Here is a 24,094-nt window from a genome sequence, read left to right as displayed (position 1 = left end):
ATCTACATAAGTCGACTTGGCCGACCGGGATGGCTGCGATACCATCCGGTTCCCCAACGGACTCCGCCAGGACGACGCGATGAACCGAGTGTTGTACCCAGGTACCTTCGACCCGATTACCAAAGGCCATGGCGATCTGGTCGAACGCGCCTCTCGCTTGTTCGACCATGTGATCATCGCGGTCGCGGCCAGCCCCAAGAAAAACCCGCTGTTTCCCCTGGAGCAGCGCGTGGAGCTGGCGCGAGAGGTCACCAAGCACCTGCCCAACGTAGAAGTGGTGGGCTTTTCGACACTGCTGGCACATTTCGCCAAGGAGCAGAACGCCAACGTGTTCCTGCGTGGCCTGCGCGCGGTGTCGGACTTCGAATATGAATTCCAGCTGGCCAACATGAACCGGCAACTGGCGCCGGAGGTTGAGAGCCTGTTTCTCACGCCGTCTGAGCGTTATTCGTTCATTTCTTCGACGTTGGTCCGTGAAATCGCCGCTTTGGGCGGAGATATCACCAAGTTCGTCCACCCGGCCGTGGCGGATGCGCTGACGCTGCGCTTCAAGAAGTAAGACCGCTTAATCGGCGCCTGCTCGCACTGCGCGCGCCAATGCGGCACAATTGCGCGCATTCGTTTTCAGATGCCTTGGCCGAGTGCCCTGGCAGGAGTTTCCATGTCCCTGATCATCACCGACGATTGCATCAATTGCGACGTCTGCGAACCCGAGTGCCCGAACGCTGCAATTTCCCAAGGTGAGGAGATCTACGTGATCGACCCCAACCTGTGTACCCAGTGTGTCGGCCACTATGACGAACCTCAGTGCCAGCAGGTGTGCCCGGTGGATTGCATTCCACTGGATGAAGCCCATCCGGAGACGCACGAGCAGTTGATGGAGAAGTATCGGAACATTACCGGTAAGGCTTGAGGTTCTTTGGTGCCTGTAAGGGCCTCATCGGGGGCAAGCCCCCTCCCACATTTGCAACGCATTCCAAGTGTGGGAGGGGGCTTGCCCCCAATGGCTATATCAGCCTTCACATAGCAATCAGCGCTGGCACTTAGGGCAAAACACACTCGCCCGCTGCCCCAGCACCACATTGCGCAACTCTGTCCCGCAGACCTTGCACGCCTCGCCTGCGCGGCCATAGACGAACAGCTCCTGCTGGAAATACCCCGGCTGCCCGTCGCCGCCGATAAAGTCGCGCAACGTGGTCCCGCCACGCTCGATAGCCGCCGCCAGGATGCGCTTGATCTCGACCGCCAGCTTCAAATAACGCCCGCGTGAAATACCGCCGGCGGCGCGACGCGGATCGATCCCCGCCGCAAACAGCGCTTCCGTCGCATAGATATTGCCCACGCCCACCACCACCGCGTTGTCCATGATGAACGGCTTCACCGCCATCGACCGCCCACGGGACAGCTGGAACAGGCGCTCGCCATCAAACAGCTCGGTCAACGGCTCCGGCCCCAGGCGGATCAGCAGCTCGTGGTTGTGTGGGTCCTGGCTCCAGAGCATCGCGCCGAAGCGCCGTGGGTCGGTGTAGCGCAGGGCCAGGCCCGATTCCAGCTCGATGTCCACATGCTCATGCTTGGCCGCCGGCATGCCGATTTCCACCAGGCGCAGGTTGCCCGACATCCCCAAGTGGCTGATCAAGGTGCCGACTTCGGCGTTGATCAGCAGGTACTTGGCGCGCCGCTCCACCAGCACGATGCGCTGCCCGGACAGGCGCACATCCAGGTCTTCCGGGATCGGCCAGCGCAGGCGGCGCTCACGCACCACCACACGGCTGACGCGCTGGCCTTCCAGGTGCGGCGCGATCCCGCGCCGGGTGGTTTCGACTTCGGGTAACTCGGGCATGTGTACCTCTTGAAGGAAGGGTCAGTGCGCGCCCAGCTCGCGGATCGACAACTTCATGCTCTCGAAGTCGTATTCCGACAGGCCCACGTAGTCCAGCACCAGAGGGCCGACGGCCGCCCACTCATGATCGACCGCCTGGTTGCCCAGCACCCGGTAGGACGAGCAAATGTGCTCGGCCATCTTCAGGATCGCCAGCAGATTCTTCAGCTGCGGATTGCGCGTCGACTCATCGCTGAAAATCGCCAGGGCGTTGTGGTGGTTGGCAATGGCGTCGGTCACATGCTCCGGCAGGCGCCAGGACTTGGCCGTGTAGTAGCCGACCACCGCATGGTTGGTGTTGAACGCCGTGTTTTCGGTATCGACTATGCGGCTCTCGGGCCCCGCGTTGGCATAAGCCTGTTCAAGCACGGTCATGTATTGGGGGAAACGCTTGAGCATCAGCGGCACGCCGCAATCGTGGAACAACCCCAGGGCGTAGGCCTCGTCGACTGCCTGGGCGCCGGTGCGCTTGGCCAGGGTCAGGCAGGTCATGGCCACATCCTGGGCGGTATCCCAGAAGCGGTTGAGGGTGACGATGGTGTCATCGCTCATCTCGCCCTTGATCGACAGGGCGTTGATCAGGTTGATGATCGAACGGCTGCCGAGCAGGTTCACCGCACGCTGGATCGAAGCAATCTTGTTGCTCAGCCCGTAATACGACGAGTTGACGATTTTCAGCAGCGCGCCGGAGAGGCCCGGGTCTTGGGAGATCAACCGCGCGATCACCTCCAGGTCCGGGTCGGGCATGTACTGCTCCATCTGCAAATCCACCATGATTTGCGGCTGAGGGGGCACGCTGATGCCCTGCAGGGCCTGCTGGATCTGTTCGGCGGAAAGCTCTTGGGACATAAGTACACACTCTGGGCTAGGCGAGGATTCTAACCCCTAAGCAAAGCTGACCGACACCTCAAATACCGGATTGGACGCAGACCCAGTGGGGGAGCCGGGCTTGCCCGCGATAGCATCGACACCGTACGTCAGATACACCGCAGCGCCCGCATCGCAGGCAAGCCAGCTCCCACATGAACCGTGCCGCAACAGGTATACTCCCGCTCTTTTTTCCGGAGCGACGTCATGTCCCTGCCAAGCCTGCGTCTCAAAGCCAACGCCGATCGTCGTTTGCGCAACGGCCACCTGTGGGTCTACAGCAACGAAATCGACGTGGCCGCCACCCCACTCCACGGCTTCCAGGCAGGCGACCAGGCCATCCTCGAAGCGGCCGGCGGCAAGACCCTGGGCATCGTGGCCATGAGCCCCAACAACCTGATCTGCGCGCGCCTGCTGTCGCGCGACATCAAGTTGCCGCTGGACAAGTCGCTGCTGGTGCACCGCCTGAACGTCGCGCTGTCCCTGCGTGACCGCCTGTTCGACAAGCCGTTCTACCGCCTGGTCTACGGTGATTCCGACCTGCTGCCGGGCCTGGTGGTCGACCGTTTCGGCGACATCCTGGTGGTGCAGATCGCCTCGGCGACCATGGAAGCGCATAAAGAAGACGTGATCGCCGCACTGACCCAAGTGCTCAAGCCAAGCGGCATCCTGTTCAAGAACGACTCCGCCGCGCGCGACGCCGAAGGCCTCAACCGCTACGTCGAAACCGTGTTCGGCCTGGTGCCGGAGTGGGTTGCGCTGGAAGAGAACGGCGTGAAATTCGAAGCCCCGGTAATCCAGGGCCAAAAGACCGGCTGGTTCTACGACCACCGCATGAACCGTGCCCGCCTGGCGCCGTATGCCAAAGGCAAACGCGTACTCGACCTGTACAGCTACATCGGCGGCTGGGGCGTGCAAGCCGCCGCCTTCGGCGCCAGTGAAGTGTTCTGCGTCGACGCCTCCGCCTTCGCCCTCGACGGCGTGGAGCGCAACGCCGCGCTGAACGGCGTCGCCGAGAAGATGACTTGCATTGAAGGTGACGTGTTTGAAGCGTTGAAAGAGCTCAAAGCCAGCGAAGAACGCTTCGACGTAATCGTCGCCGACCCACCGGCCTTCATCAAACGCAAAAAAGACATGAAAAACGGCGAAGGCGCCTACCGCCGCCTCAACGAGCAAGCCATGCGCCTGCTCAGCAAGGACGGCATCCTGGTCAGCGCTTCGTGCTCCATGCACCTGCCGGAAGACGACCTGCAAAACATCCTGCTGACCAGCGCCCGCCACCTGGACCGCAACATCCAGATGCTCGAACGCGGCGGCCAGGGCCCGGACCATCCGGTGCACCCGGCGATCGTGGAGACGCGGTACATCAAGAGCATTACGTGCCGGTTGTTGCCTAACAGCTGAGATCAAGCGCAGATGTAAATGTGGGAGGGGCAAGCCCTCCCACATTTAAAGTGCGTGATTTCCGGAAATTTCCCACATCACTTTTGATTGAATTCCACTTTTCGCGGACTAGTATCGGTTTCTGGTTTTACTCCGGAAAATAAAAACAATGTCTGGGTCCAACCTCTCCCGCTTCACCCTCATCACCTGCATTTCCCTGATCAGCTTCTTCCCGATCAATATCCTTCTACCCTCCTTCCCCGCCCTGGCAGCCAGGTTCGACACCCCCAGCGCAGACATCGCGCTGTCGATCAGCCTGTTCACGTTGGTGTTTTCGATCTCGCAACTGGTCGCCGGCCCACTCTCGGATAAATGGGGCCGTAAGGAAGTTTTGCTTGGCTGCATCACGCTATCGATCTTGGGCGCTATAGGCTGCGCAATGGCGCCTGACTACCTGAGTTTTCTGCTGTTTCGCTCAGTCCAGGCCATGGGTTGCGGTTTCTTCGTCTTGGGACACGCACTGGTGGAAGACCTGTTCGAAGAACAGGACCGGGCCCGAGTACGCCTTTATTACATGACCTTCAGCGGTTCCTTTGTCGCCCTGTCACCGCTGATCGGCTCCTGGCTGCAAACCACCTTCGATTGGCAAGGCAGCTTCTACGGCTTCGCCTTGATGGCGCTGGGCATGTTGATCCATGCGTTTTGCATCCTGCCGTCCAGATCCGCCAGTGCGAACCACCCGTCGGTATCGATCACCAGCACACTCAAGGCGGTGGCCGCCAATCGCGATTTCCTGCGCTATTGGTGGATCGCCGCGCTGGTGTTCGCCTGCTACTTCGCCCTGATCAGCGTGACGCCGCTGATCTTCATGGACACACTCAAGCTATCGGCATACCAATATGCGCTGGTGCTGATGGTGTACGGCGGGGCTTATCTGTTCGGCGGTGTGGCGGCGTCGTATTGGCAGAAGCGTATTTCGCTGTCCAGGCAAATCAATATCGGTCTCGGCTTACTCTGCATCGCCGGCGTACTGTTGACGCTGATCCTAAGCCTGGATGCCATCACCACCGTCACCCTGCTGATCCCGATGCTGATCAGCGCCCTCGCCGTCACGTTGGTTCGGCCCGCCGCCATTTCTGCCGCAATGCTGTTGTTTTCCAGCCGTGCGGGTACGGCGGCCTCGGCGGGAAACAGCATTATGTTCCTCACCGCCGCCGTCAGCAGCGCGGCACTGGCCCAGGCGGACAATCATCTGCTGCTGGCCATCGCCTTCAGTTTCATCGGGTTCAGCCTATGGGGGCTGGTAACCAATCGCCGAGCAGGCGCGACTATCGCTCCCGAATCACTGGGGTGAGCAACATGTCGCTGGACTCCAATTGCAGGTAACGCGGCTTGGCCAACGAGACCTTGCCCGCGCGGATGTCGTGGATCAGCGTTTCAGTGTCGACGGCTCCGTCCGGCAGTTGCGTCCACAGCAAGGGGCCGCGATCGTCCCATTCACCCTTACTGTCCTGCACAAAAATGCGCGGTGGCTTGAAGTCGTGGCGGTAGCTGGTGCGGGGTATTGCCAGCACTTCGGGCCGGCCATCTTCATCGAGGTCCACTGCCCACAGTACACAGCCGGGCTCGCAGGGTGAGTCGGTGTCCAGGCTGAGTTCGGCGAACTGTTCGCTGTCTTTGGGCTGCGGCCCGATCCATTCCAGTTTGGGCTTGGGCCGCTGGGCGCGTTCTTTTTCGTACTGTTCGCTGAAACTCAGCGAGGTGTCGTCCATGCGCTCGCGCAGGGCGCGGCGTGACTCCGGGTTCAGGATGCGCTCCTGGTCCAGGTCGACCTGCAACTTCGCATAGGCCTCCTGGCCCGCCTTCTCCAAGCCGAATCGCAGGTTATGCGCATCAAACGCTTCAGCCTTGATGCGTCCGTCGAGCAAACGCCGCACCTGATCGTCGACGCTCAGGCGCACCGGGTCCAGGAGCGGCGTGTTGATCAGCACCAGCAGCCCACAGAACAGCAACGCCAGGGCCGGGTTGGTCAGCCGCAAGTTGCCCAGCCAGACCGGCGAACGCAAGGCCACCGCCCACACCGCCGCCAGGCCATACAAGCCGCACAGCACGGCCAGTGCCAGCGCGATGAAGCGCAGTGGCGACAAGGCATATTGCTCGACCCGCAGCCAGCTTGAGTAAAACGCTAACCCTGCGAGTATCGGCAGGCACAGCAGGCTCAACTCGATAAAGTGCGTCAACCATTTGGGATACGGGCGGGGTTGCACGCCATCCTGGAAAACCCCATTGAGCAGGAACAACTGCGCCCCGGCCAGCACCAGCAGAATCGGGGTGGAGTAGCCCGTCGCCCAAATCCGCGACAGCCCGGTGAAGGGCAAGGTCAGGGTAAACAACACGCTGATCAGCGCGATCAACGGTAACAACAGACCACAAGCGCTCAACAACATGCCGCGCATCTGGCCGATAACCTTCTCGCTGCGCGCCGCCAGGTACATCCCCAGGGCGAACACCAGCGGCAGGCTGAAGCACAGGAATAGCTTGCTCCAGAAGTGATGCTCGAAAAACTCGATGCCCAGCATCAGGAACAGTTGGCCCCAGAGCTTGAGCAACAGCATGAACACCGCCACCAGAATCAGGGCATACAGCACAATAAACACACTGCTCCAGGCTTGCAGGAACAGGGCTTCATAACGCCAGCGCTCGCCTTTGGCCGCAGGCCAGGCGAACAGAAACGTGGCGCAGACATAACTCAACACCACCAGGCTGATGACCCACGAATTGATCGCCCAGCGAGGATTGCCCTCAGGGTCAAGGCCCTGGCAGACCCACAGCGTCATGCCACCCATCAGCAAGGTAAACGCCAGCGTAGGCAGCAATGAGCGCCAATGTCGGGCTTTTTCGCCCAGCAACTGCAAGGTCGTACCACCTACCAACACAACGGTGCCGGTGACAAAAAACAGCGTCTCGCTCAAGCGATGCAGTTGGCCGGCGTAATAGCAGACGATTCCCTGGATCAGGCCGATCAGCAGGTAGAACCCTAGAAAACGGTGAATAGCGGGCATTCCAATTCCTTTGGAGCGAGGTGAGGGCAAAGGGCCGCTAGTCTAAACAAAGCCGGCGGCGCTGAGTATTGCCCCATTCCCTCCAGCCGCCAGCGGTGTAGAATCGGCCCTATTCATCGCCAGTCATCCCCCGGCGGGTTTATGAGCTCAAGGCCACTGCGCACGGCGATCCCGTAACGTTTGCGGCAACTTCCGGACACCAGTGCCATTTTTCGGGTGTTCCAGACGTCAATAGAAGCTCACTCCCCTTTGATACCGATTAGCCGCCCGGAGTGCTCCATGCCAGATTACCGCTCGAAAACATCCACCCACGGCCGCAACATGGCCGGTGCGCGCGCGCTGTGGCGTGCCACGGGGATGAAAGATGACGACTTCAAAAAGCCGATCATCGCGATTGCCAACTCGTTTACCCAGTTCGTACCGGGCCACGTCCACCTCAAGGACCTGGGCCAACTGGTCGCCCGCGAAATCGAACGCGCCGGCGGCGTGGCCAAGGAATTCAACACCATCGCCGTGGACGACGGCATCGCCATGGGCCATGACGGCATGCTGTATTCCCTGCCGAGCCGCGAGATCATCGCCGACTCCGTGGAGTACATGGTCAACGCCCACTGCGCCGACGCCATCGTGTGCATCTCCAACTGCGACAAGATCACCCCCGGCATGCTGATGGCCGCCCTGCGCCTGAACATCCCGGTGATCTTCGTTTCCGGCGGCCCGATGGAAGCCGGCAAGACCAAATTGGCCAGCCACGGCCTCGATCTGGTCGACGCCATGGTCATCGCCGCCGATTCCAGCGCCTCTGACGAGAAGGTCGCGGAATACGAGCGCAGCGCCTGCCCGACCTGCGGTTCGTGCTCCGGCATGTTCACCGCCAACTCGATGAACTGCCTGGTGGAAGCCTTAGGGCTGGCCTTACCGGGCAACGGTTCCACGCTGGCCACCCACAGCGACCGCGAGCAGCTGTTCCTGCAGGCCGGCCGTACCATCGTCGAGCTGTGCAAGCGCTACTACGGCGAGAACGATGAGTCGGTGTTGCCGCGCAACATCGCCAACTTCAAGGCGTTCGAAAACGCCATGACCCTGGACATCGCCATGGGCGGTTCCACCAACACCATCCTGCACTTGCTGGCCGCGGCCCAGGAAGCCGAGATCGATTTCGACCTGCGCGACATCGACCGCCTGTCCCGTCACGTGCCGCAACTGTGCAAGGTCGCGCCGAATATCCAGAAGTACCACATGGAAGACGTGCATCGCGCCGGCGGGATCTTCTCGATCCTCGGCTCCCTGGCCCGTGGCGGCCTGCTGCACACCGACCTGCCGACCGTGCACAGCACGTCCCTGGCCGAAGGCATCGCCAAGTGGGACATCACCCAGACCGACGACGAAGCCGTGCACACCTTCTTCAAGGCAGGCCCGGCCGGCATTCCGACCCAGACCGCGTTCAGCCAGTCGACCCGTTGGGACACCCTGGACGCCGACCGTGAAAACGGCTGCATCCGCAGTGTCGAACACGCCTACTCCAAGGAAGGCGGTCTGGCCGTGCTGTACGGCAACATCGCCCTCGACGGCTGCGTGGTCAAAACCGCCGGTGTGGATGAGTCCATCCACGTCTTCGAAGGCCGCGCCAAGATCTACGAAAGCCAGGACAGCTCGGTCCGCGGCATCCTCGCTGACGAAGTGAAGGAAGGCGACATCGTGATCATCCGCTACGAAGGCCCGAAAGGCGGCCCGGGTATGCAGGAGATGCTGTACCCCACGTCGTACCTGAAGTCCAAGGGCCTGGGCAAAGCTTGCGCCCTGCTCACCGACGGCCGCTTCTCCGGCGGCACCTCGGGCCTGTCGATCGGCCATGCTTCGCCGGAAGCCGCTGCCGGCGGCGCGATTGGCCTGGTGCAGGATGGCGACAAGGTGCTGATCGACATTCCAAACCGCTCGATCAACCTGTTGATCAGCGACGAAGAACTGGCGGCACGCCGGGTTGAGCAGGACAAGAAAGGTTGGAAGCCGGTAGAGAAGCGTCCGCGCAAAGTGACTACCGCGCTGAAGGCGTACGCATTGTTGGCCACCAGCGCCGACAAGGGTGCGGTACGCAACAAAGCCATGCTCGACGGCCTGTAAGCTTCGCGCATAAAAAAGCCCCGCCAGGTGCGGGGCTTTTTTTGCCTGGAGAAAAACTCAGGACGCTGAAGATCAAAATGTGGGAGCGGGCTTGCTCGCGAAAGCGTTGGGTCAGTCATCTCATCTGTTACTGACCGGCCGCATTCGCGAGCAAGCCCGCTCCCACATTTACCGGCTTACATCCATGGTCACTGGATATCTTCCGGCTTCACGATCACCCAGTTTTTATCCGCCGTCACCGGCAGCCCTTCCTTGGCCTGCGCCGCCGCGTGCTTGGCGATCATGCCGTTGAGTTGGGTCATGTACTTGTCTTTGCGGTTGATCCACAGGTGGACGCCGCCCTTGGCCACGTCCACATCGTGGAACAGCATGTAGCCGTCGCTGGTCGGTGTGTCACCGCCGACAATCACTGGTTTTTTCCATTCGTCGATGTAGGTGAGGATCGCTGCGTGTTTGCCGGCCATCCAGGTTGCCGGGGTCCACAGGTAGGGGGTGAGTTCCAGGCCGAGGTTGGCCTTCTCGTCATACTTGCCGGCGCTGATCTGCTTGCGGGCGGTGGTCAGCTCGCCGGTCTTGCGGTCCTTGAGCAGGGTGGTCACGCCGATGACGTTTTCGGGTTTGACGTTGTAGCCGTACTTCGGATCGGCGGCGACCATGCGCACCAGCTCCTCGGAAGCGGCCGTCATCACATACACCTCGATGCCGTTTTCCATCAGCTTGTTGTACAGCTCGGCCTGGCCGGTGAAGACTTTGGGCGGCTGCACCTCGGATGTCTTCACCGCGTCGCCTTCAAAATAACTGACCGGCACCGGCTTGCCGGAGGCCATCAGCTCATCCACCTGAACCTTGAGTTCCTTGAGGGTGAAGCCAGAGAACACCTGGGCCACCCACGGGTAGCAGACCATGTCGTCCACTTCGCACAGGCGATAGTAGTAACTGAACAGGCTCTCTTTGTGGTCGGCGGTGTCTTTGAACGGCATCAGCTTGAGCGAAGGGTCAAGGCTCTCGCGGGTGATCAGGCCCTTGTTTTCCATGTAGGGCAGCAGGGACTCTTCGAGGTCGTAGCGATAGCTGGTGTTGTCCATGTCGAACACCGCGAAGTTACCCTTGTTGGCGTTGGCGGCGATCATTTCATTCAGTTGCTTGGCGGCGGGTGCCGGCCAGTGTTTCAACTCGGTGGCGGCAAACGCCTGGCCGGCGAGCCCCAGGCAAAGTGCGGCGGATACCAGTAGTTTCGGCGCGAGCTTCATAGGCGTTGTCTCCCTCAAGTGAAAGACATCGACGCTAACAAATCCCTGTGACAGTTCCCGTGTCGAGCACGACAGTACGCGTCCTGATCCCGCCAGCGGCATACGCCTGAGCGCCAACCACTTATTCCAAAAACGACAGTCGCCATTCCATATCGGTATTAAATCATTATATTTCAAGCTGTTAGGCTTCCCGGTTCGCAATCGCAGGCTCACGCGATTGGCTGCCTTCTCAACGGAGCTTCAATGAATCTGCCCCTGATTCTCAATTTATTGGTGTTCGTGGCCCTGTTGCTGGGCCTGGCACAAACCCGCCGTACTAACTGGAGCCTGGCCAAGAAGGTGCTGTTCGCCCTGGTGCTGGGCGTGCTGTTCGGCGCGGCGTTGCACACGATCTATGGCGACGGTAACCCGGTGCTCAAGGCCTCCATCGGCTGGTTCGATCTGGTCGGTAACGGCTACGTACAATTGCTGCAAATGATCGTGATCCCGCTGGTATTTGCCTCGATCCTCAGCGCGGTGGCACGCCTGCATAACGCGGCGTCCCTGGGCAAGATCAGCTTCCTGACCATCGGCACGCTGCTGTTCACCACCGCGATTGCGGCCTTGATCGGCATCGGCCTGACCAACCTGTTCGGCCTCACCGCCGACGGCCTGGTGGCCGGCACCCAGGAAATGGCGCGCCTGCAAGTAATCCAAAGTGATTACGCGGGCAAGGTCGCCGACCTGAATATCCCGCAGTTGCTGCTCTCGTTCGTGCCGGCCAACCCGTTCGCCGACCTGGCCCGGGCCAAGCCGACGTCGATCATCAGCGTGGTGATTTTCGCCGCGTTCCTGGGGGTTGCCGCGCTGCAACTGCTCAAGGACGACGTGGAAAAAGGCCAGAAGGTGCTCAATGCCATCGACACCCTGCAAGCCTGGGTGATGCGCCTGGTGCGCCTGGTGATGAAGCTGACCCCGTACGGCGTATTGGCGCTGATGACCAAAGTGGTCGCCGGCTCCAACCTGCAAGACATCATCAAGCTCGGCAGTTTTGTGCTGGTGTCGTACCTGGCTTTGGGCCTGATGTTCGTGGTGCATGGCCTGCTGCTGTCGCTGGCCGGGGTCAACCCGCTGCGGTTTTTCCGTAAGGTCTGGCCGGTGCTGACCTTTGCTTTCACCAGCCGCTCCAGTGCGGCGGCGATTCCGCTGAGCATCGAAGCGCAAACCCGTCGCCTGGGCATCCCGCAGTCCATCGCCGGCTTCGCCGCCTCGTTTGGCGCGACCATCGGCCAGAACGGTTGCGCCGGTCTTTATCCTGCGATGTTGGCGGTGATGGTGGCGCCCACCGTGGGCATCAACCCACTGGACCCGCTGTGGATCGCGACCCTGGTGGCCATTGTGACCCTGAGTTCGGCCGGTGTGGCGGGCGTGGGCGGCGGTGCGACGTTTGCCGCGCTGATCGTGCTGCCGGCGATGGGCTTGCCGGTGTCACTGGTGGCGCTGCTGATTTCCGTGGAGCCGCTGATCGACATGGGCCGCACGGCCTTGAACGTGAATGGTTCGATGACGGCCGGGGCGATCACCAGCCAGATCATGGGGCAGACGGATAAAGCGTTGCTGGAGGCCGATGAGCATGCGGAGTTAGCGCAGGCCTGATAGACCGCTATCGGGGGCAAGCCCCCTCCCACATTTGGAATGCATTTCAATGTGGGAGGGCTTGCCCCCGATGCTTTTAGGCCCTCTTCCAAACCTCAAAGTTGTAGGCCGGCTTATCACCTTCAGCTGGGTTCGGCAGGTTGGAAACCAGCGTCCACTGGTTCGCATCAAACGCCGGAAACCACGCATCGCCCTCAGGGCTCAGCGCCACCCGCGTCAGATACAGGCGATCCGCCTGTTCCAACCCCTGCGCATACAACTGCGCACCGCCGATCAGCATCAGTTCATCCACGCCCTGCTCCAGCGCCCAGGCTTGCGCCCGCTCGACCGCCGCGTCCAGTGACGGAAAAACTTCCGCACCTTCCAGCATCAGGTCGGTCTGACGGCTGACCACAAGGTTCAAGCGCCCCGGCAAGGGTCGGCCCAGGGAATCCCAGGTCTTGCGCCCCATGATGATCGGCTTACCCAGGGTGGTGGCCTTGAAATATTTGAAATCCCCCGGCAAATGCCAGGGCATGCGGTTATCGACGCCGATCACACGGTTTTCACCGAGGGCTGCGATCAGGCTTAAAGGGAGAGTTTTTTTCATGGCGACGAGAATACCAGAGCTGCAAGCCAGCGGTTATGCTCCAACCTCACTTGCTCAACAGGACGGCGCGTGACTGCACTGACTCCCCTGCACACACTCTGGCTGACAGAAACCGTGCGCCTGCGTGAAGAACACGCCGGCCCCCTGGAAGACCAGGAAGCCAACCGACTGGCCCGCACGGCCGGCGGCGACCTGCCGGCGCGCATCCAGCACCGCGCCCTGCACTTGGCCGAGCGCGATGGCCTCAGCGCCGCCCTCACCCGCTGGCTGCAAGGTGCGCGGCTGGCTCTGGTGTTGCTGGCGATCGTTGCCGTTGTCAGCGGCGCCGGCCTGGCCTTTGCCGCGCTGGGCAACGGCCAGGCCCCGGTGAACGTGTTCTGGGCCCTGGGCAGCCTGCTCGGCTTGAACCTGATCCTGCTGCTCAGTTGGGCCCTGGGCCTGCTGTTTGCCGGCGAGCACAGCGCCAGTCTCGGCCGCCTGTGGCTATGGCTCAGCGAAAAACTGGCGCGTGACGCCAAGGCCGCGCAACTGGCGCCGGCGTTAGTGCTGTTGTTGCAGCGCCAAAAGCTCAATCGCTGGGCCGTCGGCGCGCTGGTCAACGGCCTATGGCTGCTGGCGTTGCTCAGTGCGTTGGTGATCCTGCTGACGCTGCTTGCCACAAGGCGCTACGGCTTCGTGTGGGAAACCACCATCCTCGGCGCCGACACCTTTGTCGCCGTCACCCAAGCCCTCGGCACCCTGCCTGCCTGGCTCGGCTTCAACGTGCCGACCGTCGAGATGATCCGCGCCAGCGGCGACTCGGCACTGACTATCGAAAACGCCCGCCAAGCCTGGGCCGCCTGGCTGGTGGGCGTGTTGCTGGTCTATGGCCTGCTGCCAAGGTTGATCCTCGCCCTGCTGTGCCTATGGCGCTGGAAACGCGGGCGTGCCGCGTTGCGCCTGGACCTGAACCTGCCCGGCTACAGCCAATTGCGCGAACGCTTGATGCCGAGCAGCGAACGCCTCGGGGTCAACGACGCCGCCCCGGAACACCTGCACCCCGTCAGCGGCGGCGTGAGCGAACTGCAAAGCGACGGCGCGCTGGTGGTGGCGATCGAACTGGACGATCAACGCCCCTGGCCGCCCACATTGCCCGGCAACGTAAAAGACGCCGGCATTCTCGACAGCCGCGAATCGCGTCACAAACTGCTGGAGCAACTCACGCGCTTCCCGCCCGCGCGCCTGGCCATTGCCTGCGACCCTCGTCGCTCGCCGGATCGCGGCAGCCTGGCGCTGATCGGCGAACTGGCGCGCAGTGCCGGGGCCACCCGCGTGTGGTTGCTGCAAGCGCCACCGGGCCAGGCGCTGGACGCCGAGCGCCTGGGCGATTGGCACACCGCGCTGCAACAGTTGCAGCTGCCGTTTGCCGACTGCGCGCCGCTGAACTGGCTGGAGACCGGTCATGACTAAACCGCTGAAACTCGCCGTGGTCGGCCACACCAATGTGGGCAAGACCTCGCTGCTGCGCACGCTGACCCGCGATGTGGGCTTCGGCGAGGTCTCCCATCGCCCCAGCACCACGCGGCATGTGGAAGGCGCGCGCTTGTCGGTGGAGGGCCAAGCCCTGCTGGAGCTGTACGACACGCCCGGCCTGGAAGATGCCATCGCCCTGCTCGACTACCTGGAACGCCTCGACCGCCCCGGCGAACGCCTGGATGGCCCGGCGCGCCTCTCACGGTTCCTCGAAGGCAGCGAAGCCCGCCAGCGTTTCGAGCAAGAGGCCAAGGTATTGCGCCAACTGCTGGCCTCGGATGCCGGCCTGTATGTGATCGACGCCCGCGAGCCGGTGCTGGCCAAGTACCGTGATGAGCTGCAAGTACTGGCCAGTTGCGGCAAACCGCTGCTGCCGGTGCTCAATTTCGTCAGCAGCAGCGGGCACCGCGAACCGGAGTGGCGCGAAGCCCTGGCCCGCCTTGGCCTGCATGCACTGGTGCGGTTTGACAGCGTGGCGCCGCCGCAAGACGGCGAGCGGCGCCTGTATGAAAGCCTCGCCTTGTTGCTGGAAAACGCACGGCCGCAATTGGAACGCTTGATTCTGGATCAAGAAGCCCAACGCCAGGCCCGCCAGCAAAGCGCCGCGCAGTTGATTGCCGAGCTGTTGATCGATTGCGCCGCGTGCCGGCGCAGCGTGGTCACTGAAGATGAGCCGCAAGCCATCAGCGAGTTGCGTAAAGCCGTGCGCCAGCGCGAACAAAAATGCGTGGAGGCGTTGCTCAAGCTGTTCGGGTTCCGCCCGCAGGACGCTGCCGCCAGCGATCTACCGCTGCTCGACGGCCGCTGGGGCGATGACCTGTTCAACCCGGAAACCCTCAAGCAACTCGGCGTGCGCGTGGGCGGTGGGATCGCGGCCGGCGCGGCGGCCGGTGCCGGCGTAGACCTGCTGGTCGGTGGCCTGACGCTGGGCGCTGCCGCCTTAGCCGGTGCCATCGCCGGGGGCGCGCTGCAAACCGCGCGCGGTTATGGCAGCCGCCTGCTGGGCAAAATCAAAGGCCAGCGCGAGCTGACCGTCGACGACAGCGTGCTGCGCCTGCTCGCCCTGCGCCAACGCCAATTGCTCAAAGCCCTGAATCTGCGCGGCCACGCGGCGATGCACAGCATCAAGGTCGACACGCCCCAAGACAAAACCTGGCGTGAAGGCAAGTTGCCGGACGCGCTGCACAAGGCCCGCGCCCATCCGCAGTGGTCGTCCCTCAACCCTCACGCCAGACTGAGCCAGGCCGAGCGTCAGGAACAGATCGAAGCATTGGCTCAGCGCCTGGACGAATCCTGATCGGCTGCCATCACCTGTTCCCGATGCATCACGCCTCGCCCCATAACGCGCGGATATTGCGCTCGGCCATCGCCGGCCCCACGCTCATGCCCACCCCAGTGTGCATCAACGCCGCGCTCACGCCTGGCGCCACGCGCACGAACGAGAACGGCCCCGGCCCGCGCGCGCCATACACACCCTGCCAACGCTCCACCACTTGGATCGTGCAGCCCAAGGTCTGCTCGGCCAGTTCAATCATCCAGTCATCGACCTGCTCGGCATTGAACGGCGACGCATCGCTGCCGTAGTCGTGGGAGTCGCCGATGATCAGTTCGCCATGGGGCGTCGGGCTGATCAGCAGGTGAATCCCGTGCGCCTGCAGGTGCGGGGCTTCACGCAGGATCTGCGCCTGCACCGGCGCGGCTTCCGGCAGGTCGGCGAAGGCGCCGTAATGCACGCAACTGAGGCCCGTGAGCAACGCATGTTGCAGGTTCAGGTTAAGCGCCGGCCGGGCCCGCAGCATTTGCAGGCGGCAGACGTGCGGGTTGAGTTCGGCCAGCGCCTCGGCCAGCAGGGTTTGGTAATCGTGGCCGGAGCACACGATGATCTGCTTGCCGCGAAAACTCCCCGCCGTGCTGTGCAACTGGCCCGGCTCGACGTCGCGCACCAGGGTGGAAAAATGAAACTCCACGTCAAGCTGCTGGCTCAGGTAGTGGATCAGCGCCGGGATGGCTTCGCGCGAATACAGTTGCTGATCGTCCTTGCCATGCAGCGCCGCGCGGTGATGACGAAACTGGCCGCCATACAGATCCCTCAGCGCCGCGCCTTGCAACAGCTCGACGTTGTAGCCGTGCTGCCGTGCGCGCCCGGCGCAGAAAGCTTCGAGCAGGTGCTCTTCGGCTTCGGTGCGGGCAAACAGGTACGCGCCCTTGCGCTTGAGTTGCAGGCCTGCCACCTGCGCCCAATGGCCCCAGATTTCGCGGCTTTCCCGTGCCAGGTCGAGCATCGGCCCAGGCGGCTGGCCGGTGACCAATGCCTGGCCGAAGTTGCGCACTGACGCGCCCAACGGCGTGGCGCTGCGCTCGAACACCTTGACCTTTAGGCCGCGCTTGGCGGCGGCATAGGCGTGGGACAGGCCGAGGATGCCGGCGCCGACTATCAGCAGGTCGCTGTGGTGTGTCATGAAGTGATGTCCTGAATTCGAAGCCGTCATCGGGGGCAAGCCCCCGATGAGGCCATCAGCCCTAACGAAAACCTTACTGACCGGCCACCTTCTCCGACTTGCCGTCATAACGCTTGCGCCACTCAGCCAGGATGCTGTCGCGATGCTTCGAGGCCCAGGCAAAGTCGTTCTTGATCAACCGCTGCTCGTAATCGGCCGGCAATTCGGTTTGCGGCTTGGCGATACCCGGCTGCGCGAGGACGGCGAAGTTGTCCTTGTACAGCTCCATCGCTGCGGGGCTGGCGGAGAAGTCGGCGAGTTTTTTCGCGGCCTCGGCGTGGGCGGTGCCCTTGATCACCGCCGTGGCTTCGATCTCCCAACCCAGGCCTTCCTTCGGCAGGATGATGTCCAGCGGTGCGCCCTGGCGCTTGAGCTGTACGGCCGGGTATTCGAACGAAATACCAATCGGGAACTCGCCGGAAGCCGCCAGCTTGCACGGCTTGGAACCGGAGTGGACGTACTGGCCGATGTTCTGGTGCAAGTCGTCCATGTACTGCCAGCCCTGCTTCTCGCCGAAGGTCTGCAGCCAGGCACTCACGTCCAGAAAGCCGGTGCCCGAGGACGCCGGGTTAGGCATGACGATCTTGCCCTTGTACTCAGGCTTGGTCAGGTCTTGCCAGCTCACCGGTTTGGTGAGGCCCTGCTTCTCGGCTTCGACGGTATTGAAACAGAGGGTCGCGGCCCAAACGTCCATGCCGACCCACGCCGGTGGGTTGGCGGCGTCGCGGTAGTTTTTGCCGATCTTGTCCAGGTCCTTGGGTGCGTAGTTGTCGAGCATGCCCTGCTGGTCGAGGATCGCCAGGCTGGAGGCGGCCAGGCCCCACACCACGTCAGCCTGCGGGCGGTCTTTTTCGGCCAGCAGTTTGGCGGTGATGATGCCGGTGGAGTCGCGCACCCATTTGATCTCGACGTCGGGGTTGGCCTGTTCGAAGGCCTTTTTGTAGGTCTTCAATTGCTCGGCTTCGAGGGCCGTGTACACGGTGAGCTCGGTCTTGGCGAAGGCATTCAGGCTGAATGCGCTAAGCACGGCAACGACCAGGGCCAGGGGCTTGAACATGGAGCATCTCCTTTCAGGATGTTTATTGGCCCGGCGCGCTCTGGCGCCAGGCTTGGGAGCGGCGCAACGCGCCACGTGAGGCCCACGCCAGCAGCAGCGAGACACCGGCCGAAGTGAACAGGATCAGGCTCGACATGGCCGCCGCACCGCCCACATTGCCGGCGTCGTCCATGTTCAACACGGCGACGGCGGCGAGGATGGTGCTGGGGCTGTAGAGGAAGATCGCGGCAGACACGGTGGTCATCGCCGACACAAACAGGTAGCGCACGATATCCAGCAGCGCCGGTAGGCAGATCGGCACGGTGACGCGCAAAAAGTGGCGGTACAGCGGCGCCTTGAGCGACAGCGCGGCGGCTTCGAATTCGGCGTCCAGTTGGCGCAGCGCCGTGGTGGCGGTCATCTGCGCGGTGGTCAAATAATGAGCAATGGTGCACGCCACCAGCAGGGTCATGGTCCCGTAGAACACATGCAGCGGGTTGCCGTTGAGGTTGAAAAAAAACACGTAGCCTAGCCCCAACACCAACCCCGGCACGGCCATCGGCACAAAGCTGAGCAGGCGCAGCGCCAGGGTCAGGCCCTTCTGGCCCTGGGTCTTTTCCATCAGGTAGGCGCCGGTGAAAATCAGCACGCTGCCGGCCAATGCGGTACACAGCGCCAGGGTCAGGCTGTTGCGATAGGCCAGCCAACCGCCGCCCGCCGTGTCTTCAAACCGGTAGTGGTTGAGCGACAGCGACAGATTGTACGGCCAGAATTTCACCAGCGAGGAATACACCGCCATGCCGAACACCAGCAACAACACCGCGCAAATCAGCAGGACGATCGCCAGGTAGCAGCCATCCCTGAGGCGCGACGGCGCCGGCTGGAAGACCTGAGCACGGCCGCTCATGGCGTCGCCATGCCGCCGGCGTAACCACGCATCCACACCAAAGCTGAACAGCGCCGGCAGCAGCAACACCATGCCGATCAACGCGCCGCGTCCGAACTGCTGCTGGCCCACCACCGCCTTGTAGGCTTCCAGCGCCAGCACCTGGTAGTCGCCCCCCACCACCACGGGCACGCCGAAGTCGGTGATGGTCAGGGTGAACACCAGGCAAAACGCGGCAAACACCGCCTGGCGTGTGGCCGGCCAGGTGATGCTGCGAAACGCCCGCGCCGGGCTGGCGCCCATGCTGGAGGCCGCATCGAACAGCCGCGCATCCGCCAGCGACAGCGCCGACAGCAAGATCATCAGCGCATGTGGGAAGGTGTAGATCACCTCCCCCAAAACAATCCCCCAGAAGCCGTAGACATTCTCTGCAAGCAGCCCGCGCAGCAGGCCCTGGTTACCGAACAGGTACACCAGCGCAATGCCCGGCAGCATCGATGGCGCCATCAACGGCAGCAGGGACAGGCCGCGCCAGATGGCCTTGCCGGGAATCATCGTGCGTTGCAGGGCGTAGGCAAACAGGTAGGCCAACGGTACGACGATGGCCGCAACGCTGAGGGAAACTTTGAGGCTGTTGCCCAACAGCCAATGGAAATTCGCGCTGCTCAGCAGCTCCCGCGCCGCTATCAGGCCGCCGCCCTGCCCGGCCTCGCTGCTGAAACCACGCCAGAAAATCGCCAGCAATGGCATCAACACCGCGATGCCCAACAGGCACAGCCACAGCACCTTGCCGCCGACCACAAACAGGCGATCGCCCCTTTCAGCGCGCGACACCTCACGCGGTATCGGCAATGTCATATCAACGGCCATCTCAGGCAAACACCTGCAGGCTGCGTGGCGGCAGGGCCACCCAAATGTCCTGGGCGCCCAGGCGCGGCATGGCTTCGGGAGCCAGCTCGGCCAGCAGCGGGTGACCGGGCAATTGCTCCAGCTCAAAGCTCATGCGACAGCGATTGCCGAGGAAGGTGATCTCGCGCACCTTGGCCGGGAACAGGTTTTCTTCATGCACAGGGGGGTTCACGCTGATGGCTTCCGGGCGGCAGAACAGACGACCGGACCTGGCCCCGCCGGCATCATCGGCCAGGCGCATGTTCATCCCGCCGACTTGGGCATGGCTGGCGCTGCTGCGGCTGAATGGCAGCCAGTTGCCCTGGCCGACAAACTCCGCCACGAACGGCGTGGCCGGGCGGTCGTAAATCTCCTGGGGCGTGGCGTATTGCTCGACCTTGCCGTTGTTCATCACAGCGATGCGGTCGGCCATCAACATGGCCTCGTCCTGATTATGGGTGACCATCAAGGTGGTGATGCCCAGGCGCCGCTGCAGTTGGCGCAGCTCGGTGCACAGGTGCTCACGCACGCGGGCATCGAGGGCCGACATGGGCTCGTCGAGCAACAATAATGACGGCGCCGGGGCCAAGGCGCGGGCCAGAGCCACCCGCTGCTGCTGGCCGCCGGAGAGTTGGCCTGGGTATTTCTTTTCGCTGCCCAGCAAGCCGACCAGTTCGAGCATCTGCCCGACGCGCTTGCGCGCTTCATCGCGGCCGCTGCCGGTGAGGCCGTAGCCAATGTTCGCTTCGACGGTGAGGTTGGGAAACAGCGCGTAGGACTGGAACAAAATACCGTAGTCCCGGGCCTGCGGCGGCAGCAGGGAAACATCGCGGTGGCCCAGGTAAAGCTCGCCGCTGTCCTGGCGCTCCAGGCCGGCGATGCAGCGCAGCAACGTGGTCTTGCCGCAACCGGACGGCCCCAGCAGGCACACCAACTCGCCGGCGGCGACATCCAGAGACACGTTGTCCAGCGCGTTAAAGGCGCCGAAGCGTTTCTGGATACCGCGCACCTTCATCGGCGCGCCGGGTTGGCTCAGGGCTGTGTTCATGGTGGCACCTCATCAAACGGATGAAGGCCATGCTAGGCAGGCAATGCGTCGCTCGTGTGGCAGGAAGGCAAAAGGGAGCAATAGTGGTATTGGTGGATTTGTGTAGGACTTGTGGAAGGGCTTGCCTGGTGTGCCGCTATCGGGAGCAAGCCCCCTCCCACATTTTGATGTGTGAATACCTTCAAATGTGGGAGGGGGGCCTGCTCCCGATTGGCCCAAAGGCCACCACAACGCTTCAGAGCGGCGACATCTCCTGCGCCAACCCGAGGAACGCCGCCGGCAGCCGCGCGGCTTTGCGCTCTTTGAGGCAGTACAGATACTCCGCGATCTGCGGCGCATTCTCCAAGGTCAGCACCCGCAGTTGCGGGTCATGAGGCACTTCCTGGCGGGCAATGATGCTGATGCCGATATTGCGCAGCACGGCCTCGCGGATCGATTCGCGGCTGCCGATTTCCAGCAGCGGGCCGCAGCTGACGCCGGCCCCTTGCAACATCTCTTCGGTCAGGCGCCGTGTCGTGGAACCGGCTTCGCGCATCAACAACGTGTGCCCGGCCAGTGCGGTCAACGGCACATGCTCGTGCTGGGCCAGGGGATGAGTGCGGTGCACCGCCAGCACCAGGGGGTCGGTACCGAGCACACGGCGGATCAGGCGCGGGTCTTCGAGCAACTGCGACGAGGCGGCGACATCGACGCGGTATTCGTCCAACGCTTCGAGGACTTGTTGGGAGTTGCCGATTTCTACCGACACGTCCACTTGCGGCAGGCGCTCGCGAAAGGCTTTGACCAGATCAAGAATGTAATACGGCGCCGTTGCCGCAATGCGCAAGGCGCCCTGGACCTGGCCGTTGTTGCGCAGGAAAAATTCGATATCCGCTTCCTGCTGCAACAGCGCCTTGACCATCGGCAACAGCCGCGCGCCCTCGTCGCTGACGGTAAGGCGGCGGCCGCCACGGTAGAACAGCTCGACGCCGTAATGACTTTCCAGGTTGCGTATCTGGGTGGTAACCGTGGGCTGGCTGAGGCCGAGTTTTTTCGCCGCCTGGGTGATGCTGCCCAGGCGGGCGACCATGAAAAACGCCTTCAGCTCAGCACTCAGCACACCACCCTCTCATCCTCATTTGCGCAACAGGCGCAGGCCATTGAACACCACCAGCAGGCTCACGCCCATGTCGGCGAACACGGCCATCCACATGGTGGCCATGCCCAGGAACGTGACTGCCAGGAAGATGGCCTTGATCACCAACGCCAGGGCGATGTTCTGCTTGAGGATACTCGACGTTTGCCGCGACAACCGAATGAAAGCCGGGATCTTGCGCAAATCATCGTCCATCAGCGCCACGTCGGCGGTCTCGATGGCGGTGTCGGTGCCGGCGGCGGCCATGGCAAAGCCAATTTCGGCGCGGGCCAGCGCCGGGGCGTCGTTGATGCCGTCACCCACCATGCCCACGCGGCTGCCGTGGCTGTAGAGGGTTTCGATGGCGTGCAATTTGTCGGTGGGCAGCAGGTCGCCCTGGGCCTGGTCGATGCCGACCTGAGCCGCAATCGCCTGGGCGGTGTGGGTGTTGTCGCCCGTGAGCATCAGGGTCTTGATGCCCAGCTCGTGCAGTTGCTGGATGGCTTCGCGGCTACTGTCCTTGACCGTGTCGGCCACTGCGAACAGTGCCAGCGGGCCGGACGTATCGAGCAGTAGCACCACGGACTTGCCTTGTTTCTCCAGGGCGAAGAGTTTTTCTTCCAGCGCCGATGAACACAGGCCAAGGTCTTCCACCAGACGGTGATTGCCGAGGTGGTAGGTCTGGCCGTTGATATCACCGCGCACACCCCGACCGGCCAGGGCTTCGAAGTTATCCACCGTGTGGGTCGGCAGGTGTTTATCCACAGCCGCGTTGGCGATGGCCAGCGACACGGGGTGGTCCGACCGCCCGGCCAGGCTCGCGGCCAAGGCCTGCGCGCGGTCTTCAACGTTGGGGAACAGTGCCAGGTAATCGGTTTGCACCGGCTTGCCGTGGGTAATCGTGCCGGTCTTGTCCAGCGCCAGGTAGTCGAGCTTGTAACCGCCCTCCAGGTACACGCCGCCCTTGATCAGGATGCCTTTGCGCGCCGCCGCCGCCAGGCCGCTGACGATGGTCACCGGGGTGGAAATCACCAGCGCGCAGGGGCATGCGACCACCAGCAGCACCAGGGCGCGGTAGACCCAGTCGAACCACATACCGCCCATGAACAGCGGCGGGATAACCGCCACGCCCAGGGCAAACAGGAACACCGCCGGGGTGTAGACCCTGGAAAAACTGTCAACGAAGCGCTGAGTCGGTGCGCGGGCCCCTTGGGCCTGCTCAACGGCGTGGATGATCCGCGCCAGCGTCGAGTTGTTGGCCGCTGCCGTCACGGCGTATTCCAGGGAACCAGCCTGGTTGATGGTGCCGGCGAAGACTTTGTCGCCCACGGTCTTTTCAATCGGCAGGCTTTCGCCGGTAATCGGCGCTTGGTCAATGGTGGATTGACCCGCCGTGACCTCCCCGTCCAAGCCAATCCGCTCGCCTGGCTTTACCCGCACAATAGCCCCAATTTCGACGTTTTTGACCTCCTGTTCCGCCCAACTGCCGTCAGCCTGTCGCACCGTCGCCTGCTCCGGCGTCATCTGCATCAAGCCGCTGATGGCATTGCGCGCACGGTCCAGGGACTTGGCTTCGATCAGTTCGGCCACGGTGAACAGGAACATCACCATGGCGGCTTCCGGCCATTGGCCGATCAGCACCGCGCCGGTGACAGCGATGCTCATCAACGCGTTGATGTTCAGGTTGAGGTTTTTCAGGGCAATCCAGCCCTTTTTGTAGGTGGTGAGGCCGCCGCTGAGGATCGACACCAGCGCCACGATGGCAATCACCCACGTGGGCGCAGCGTTGGTGAAGTGCAGTACTTCGGCCGCCAACGCCCCTACGCCGGACAACGCCAGCGGCCACCAGTGTTTCTTGGCGGGCGGCTCGGCGGCCGGTGTGCCTTGTTCAATCGGGTCGGCCTGCATGCCGAGGGATTTGATCGCGTCGATGATCGGCGCCGTGCTCGGCAGGTCATGGGTGACGCCGAGGATGCGGTTGATCAGGTTGAATTCCAACTGCTGCACGCCGGCCAGCTTGCCCAGTTTGTTCTGGATCAGCGTTTGCTCGGTGGGGCAGTCCATGGCCTCGATACGGAATGTGCTCAGGCGTGAGCCGGCGGTAGGCGCTTCGCTCAGTTGCACCACCGCAGGGGCCGGCGTGCCGGAACAACAGGCGCCGCCGTGGCCGTGGTTATGCACGGGCGTCAGCTTCTTCTCGCCGTGGTCATGGTCGTGTTTGTGTGGGGTGTGCAGGGAATCGCTCATCAGGTCGCGTCCATAAAGGTGCCTGTTGCCAAGTAAAGACCCTGTAGCCACTATAGGGTCAAGCACCCATTTGGAG

Annotated in this window: 19 protein-coding genes; 8 read left to right on the top strand and 11 right to left on the bottom strand. The window is 62.7% G+C overall.

The genetic code is table 11. The features are described 5' to 3' along the window. Positions 1–79: 79 nt before the first annotated feature. Together coaD and AB4N98_RS14310 are read left to right on the top strand one after the other, a co-directional pair. Positions 80–559: a pantetheine-phosphate adenylyltransferase gene (gene coaD, locus AB4N98_RS14315; protein ID WP_065879309.1), complete on the top strand. Its 480-nt coding sequence runs from the start codon at positions 80–82 to the stop codon at positions 557–559. 102 nt (positions 560–661) lie between these two features. Then, complete coding sequence (locus AB4N98_RS14310; RefSeq protein ID WP_065879308.1) at positions 662–913, top strand: YfhL family 4Fe-4S dicluster ferredoxin; 252 nt, start codon at positions 662–664, stop codon at positions 911–913. Between the two features lie 117 nt (positions 914–1,030). Here the strand turns inward: AB4N98_RS14310 and mutM are convergent, their stop codons facing one another. Beyond that, complete coding sequence (mutM, locus tag AB4N98_RS14305) at positions 1,031–1,843, bottom strand: bifunctional DNA-formamidopyrimidine glycosylase/DNA-(apurinic or apyrimidinic site) lyase (RefSeq protein WP_223494982.1); 813 nt, start codon at positions 1,841–1,843, stop codon at positions 1,031–1,033. A gap of 21 nt (positions 1,844–1,864) precedes the next feature. Beyond that, positions 1,865–2,677, bottom strand: a complete 813-nt coding sequence (locus AB4N98_RS14300) for an HDOD domain-containing protein (RefSeq protein WP_175404224.1) — start codon at positions 2,675–2,677, stop codon at positions 1,865–1,867. 279 nt (positions 2,678–2,956) lie between these two features. On the opposite strand from AB4N98_RS14300, the gene AB4N98_RS14295 reads away from it, so the two are divergent. Continuing rightward, positions 2,957–4,153: a class I SAM-dependent rRNA methyltransferase gene (locus AB4N98_RS14295; protein ID WP_015886370.1), complete on the top strand. Its 1,197-nt coding sequence runs from the start codon at positions 2,957–2,959 to the stop codon at positions 4,151–4,153. 148 nt (positions 4,154–4,301) lie between these two features. Beyond that, positions 4,302–5,486: an MFS transporter gene (locus tag AB4N98_RS14290; protein ID WP_460148693.1), complete on the top strand. Its 1,185-nt coding sequence runs from the start codon at positions 4,302–4,304 to the stop codon at positions 5,484–5,486. On the opposite strand, the gene AB4N98_RS14285 is transcribed toward AB4N98_RS14290, so the two are convergent. Next, positions 5,461–7,194 carry a DUF4153 domain-containing protein gene (locus tag AB4N98_RS14285; RefSeq protein WP_460148691.1) on the bottom strand — a complete coding sequence of 578 codons (1,734 nt, stop codon included), beginning with the start codon at positions 7,192–7,194 and terminating at the stop codon, positions 5,461–5,463. The genes AB4N98_RS14290 and AB4N98_RS14285 overlap by 26 nt on opposite strands. A 279-nt stretch (positions 7,195–7,473) precedes the next feature. Between AB4N98_RS14285 and ilvD the strand changes: the two genes are divergently transcribed. After that, positions 7,474–9,315: a dihydroxy-acid dehydratase gene (gene ilvD / locus AB4N98_RS14280; protein ID WP_003176721.1), complete on the top strand. Its 1,842-nt coding sequence runs from the start codon at positions 7,474–7,476 to the stop codon at positions 9,313–9,315. A gap of 188 nt (positions 9,316–9,503) precedes the next feature. Here the strand turns inward: ilvD and AB4N98_RS14275 are convergent, their stop codons facing one another. Then, complete coding sequence (locus AB4N98_RS14275; protein ID WP_068938094.1) at positions 9,504–10,565, bottom strand: phosphorylcholine phosphatase; 1,062 nt, start codon at positions 10,563–10,565, stop codon at positions 9,504–9,506. Positions 10,566–10,808: 243 nt separating this feature from the next. On the opposite strand from AB4N98_RS14275, the gene AB4N98_RS14270 reads away from it, so the two are divergent. Beyond that, on the top strand, positions 10,809–12,200 hold the full coding sequence (locus AB4N98_RS14270; RefSeq protein ID WP_017530937.1) for an L-cystine transporter: 1,392 nt from the start codon (positions 10,809–10,811) through the stop codon (positions 12,198–12,200). A 76-nt stretch (positions 12,201–12,276) separates the two neighbouring features. Here the strand turns inward: AB4N98_RS14270 and AB4N98_RS14265 are convergent, their stop codons facing one another. Beyond that, entirely contained in the window at positions 12,277–12,789 is a 513-nt protein-coding gene (locus AB4N98_RS14265) for a dihydrofolate reductase (RefSeq protein ID WP_065879301.1), read from the bottom strand. A 69-nt stretch (positions 12,790–12,858) separates the two neighbouring features. Here AB4N98_RS14265 and AB4N98_RS14260 point away from each other — a divergent pair, with 69 nt between their 5' ends. Together AB4N98_RS14260 and AB4N98_RS14255 are read left to right on the top strand one after the other, a co-directional pair. After that, entirely contained in the window at positions 12,859–14,238 is a 1,380-nt protein-coding gene (locus AB4N98_RS14260) for a DUF2868 domain-containing protein (RefSeq protein ID WP_017530935.1), read from the top strand. After that, positions 14,231–15,598 carry a GTPase/DUF3482 domain-containing protein gene (locus AB4N98_RS14255; protein ID WP_017530934.1) on the top strand — a complete coding sequence of 456 codons (1,368 nt, stop codon included), beginning with the start codon at positions 14,231–14,233 and terminating at the stop codon, positions 15,596–15,598. Before AB4N98_RS14260 ends, AB4N98_RS14255 begins: the two co-directional genes overlap by 8 nt. Positions 15,599–15,626: 28 nt before the next feature. Here the strand turns inward: AB4N98_RS14255 and AB4N98_RS14250 are convergent, their stop codons facing one another. From AB4N98_RS14250 to AB4N98_RS14225, 6 genes are all read right to left on the bottom strand, one after another. After that, positions 15,627–16,760, bottom strand: a complete 1,134-nt coding sequence (locus AB4N98_RS14250) for a TIGR03364 family FAD-dependent oxidoreductase (protein ID WP_017530933.1) — start codon at positions 16,758–16,760, stop codon at positions 15,627–15,629. Positions 16,761–16,833: 73 nt separating this feature from the next. After that, complete coding sequence (locus tag AB4N98_RS14245; protein WP_017530932.1) at positions 16,834–17,856, bottom strand: putative 2-aminoethylphosphonate ABC transporter substrate-binding protein; 1,023 nt, start codon at positions 17,854–17,856, stop codon at positions 16,834–16,836. 22 nt (positions 17,857–17,878) lie between these two features. Beyond that, positions 17,879–19,591, bottom strand: a complete 1,713-nt coding sequence (locus tag AB4N98_RS14240; RefSeq protein ID WP_065879300.1) for a putative 2-aminoethylphosphonate ABC transporter permease subunit — start codon at positions 19,589–19,591, stop codon at positions 17,879–17,881. Between the two features lies 1 nt (position 19,592). Continuing rightward, positions 19,593–20,657 carry a putative 2-aminoethylphosphonate ABC transporter ATP-binding protein gene (locus AB4N98_RS14235; protein WP_017530930.1) on the bottom strand — a complete coding sequence of 355 codons (1,065 nt, stop codon included), beginning with the start codon at positions 20,655–20,657 and terminating at the stop codon, positions 19,593–19,595. A gap of 235 nt (positions 20,658–20,892) precedes the next feature. Further along, entirely contained in the window at positions 20,893–21,756 is an 864-nt protein-coding gene (locus AB4N98_RS14230) for a LysR family transcriptional regulator (protein WP_017530929.1), read from the bottom strand. 15 nt (positions 21,757–21,771) lie between these two features. Beyond that, entirely contained in the window at positions 21,772–24,018 is a 2,247-nt protein-coding gene (locus AB4N98_RS14225) for a heavy metal translocating P-type ATPase (protein ID WP_068938092.1), read from the bottom strand. Positions 24,019–24,094: the final 76 nt, after the last annotated feature.

Source organism: Pseudomonas sp. S3_E10 (genome assembly GCF_054667615.1).
This window is presented reverse-complemented; position numbering and strand designations above follow the sequence as displayed.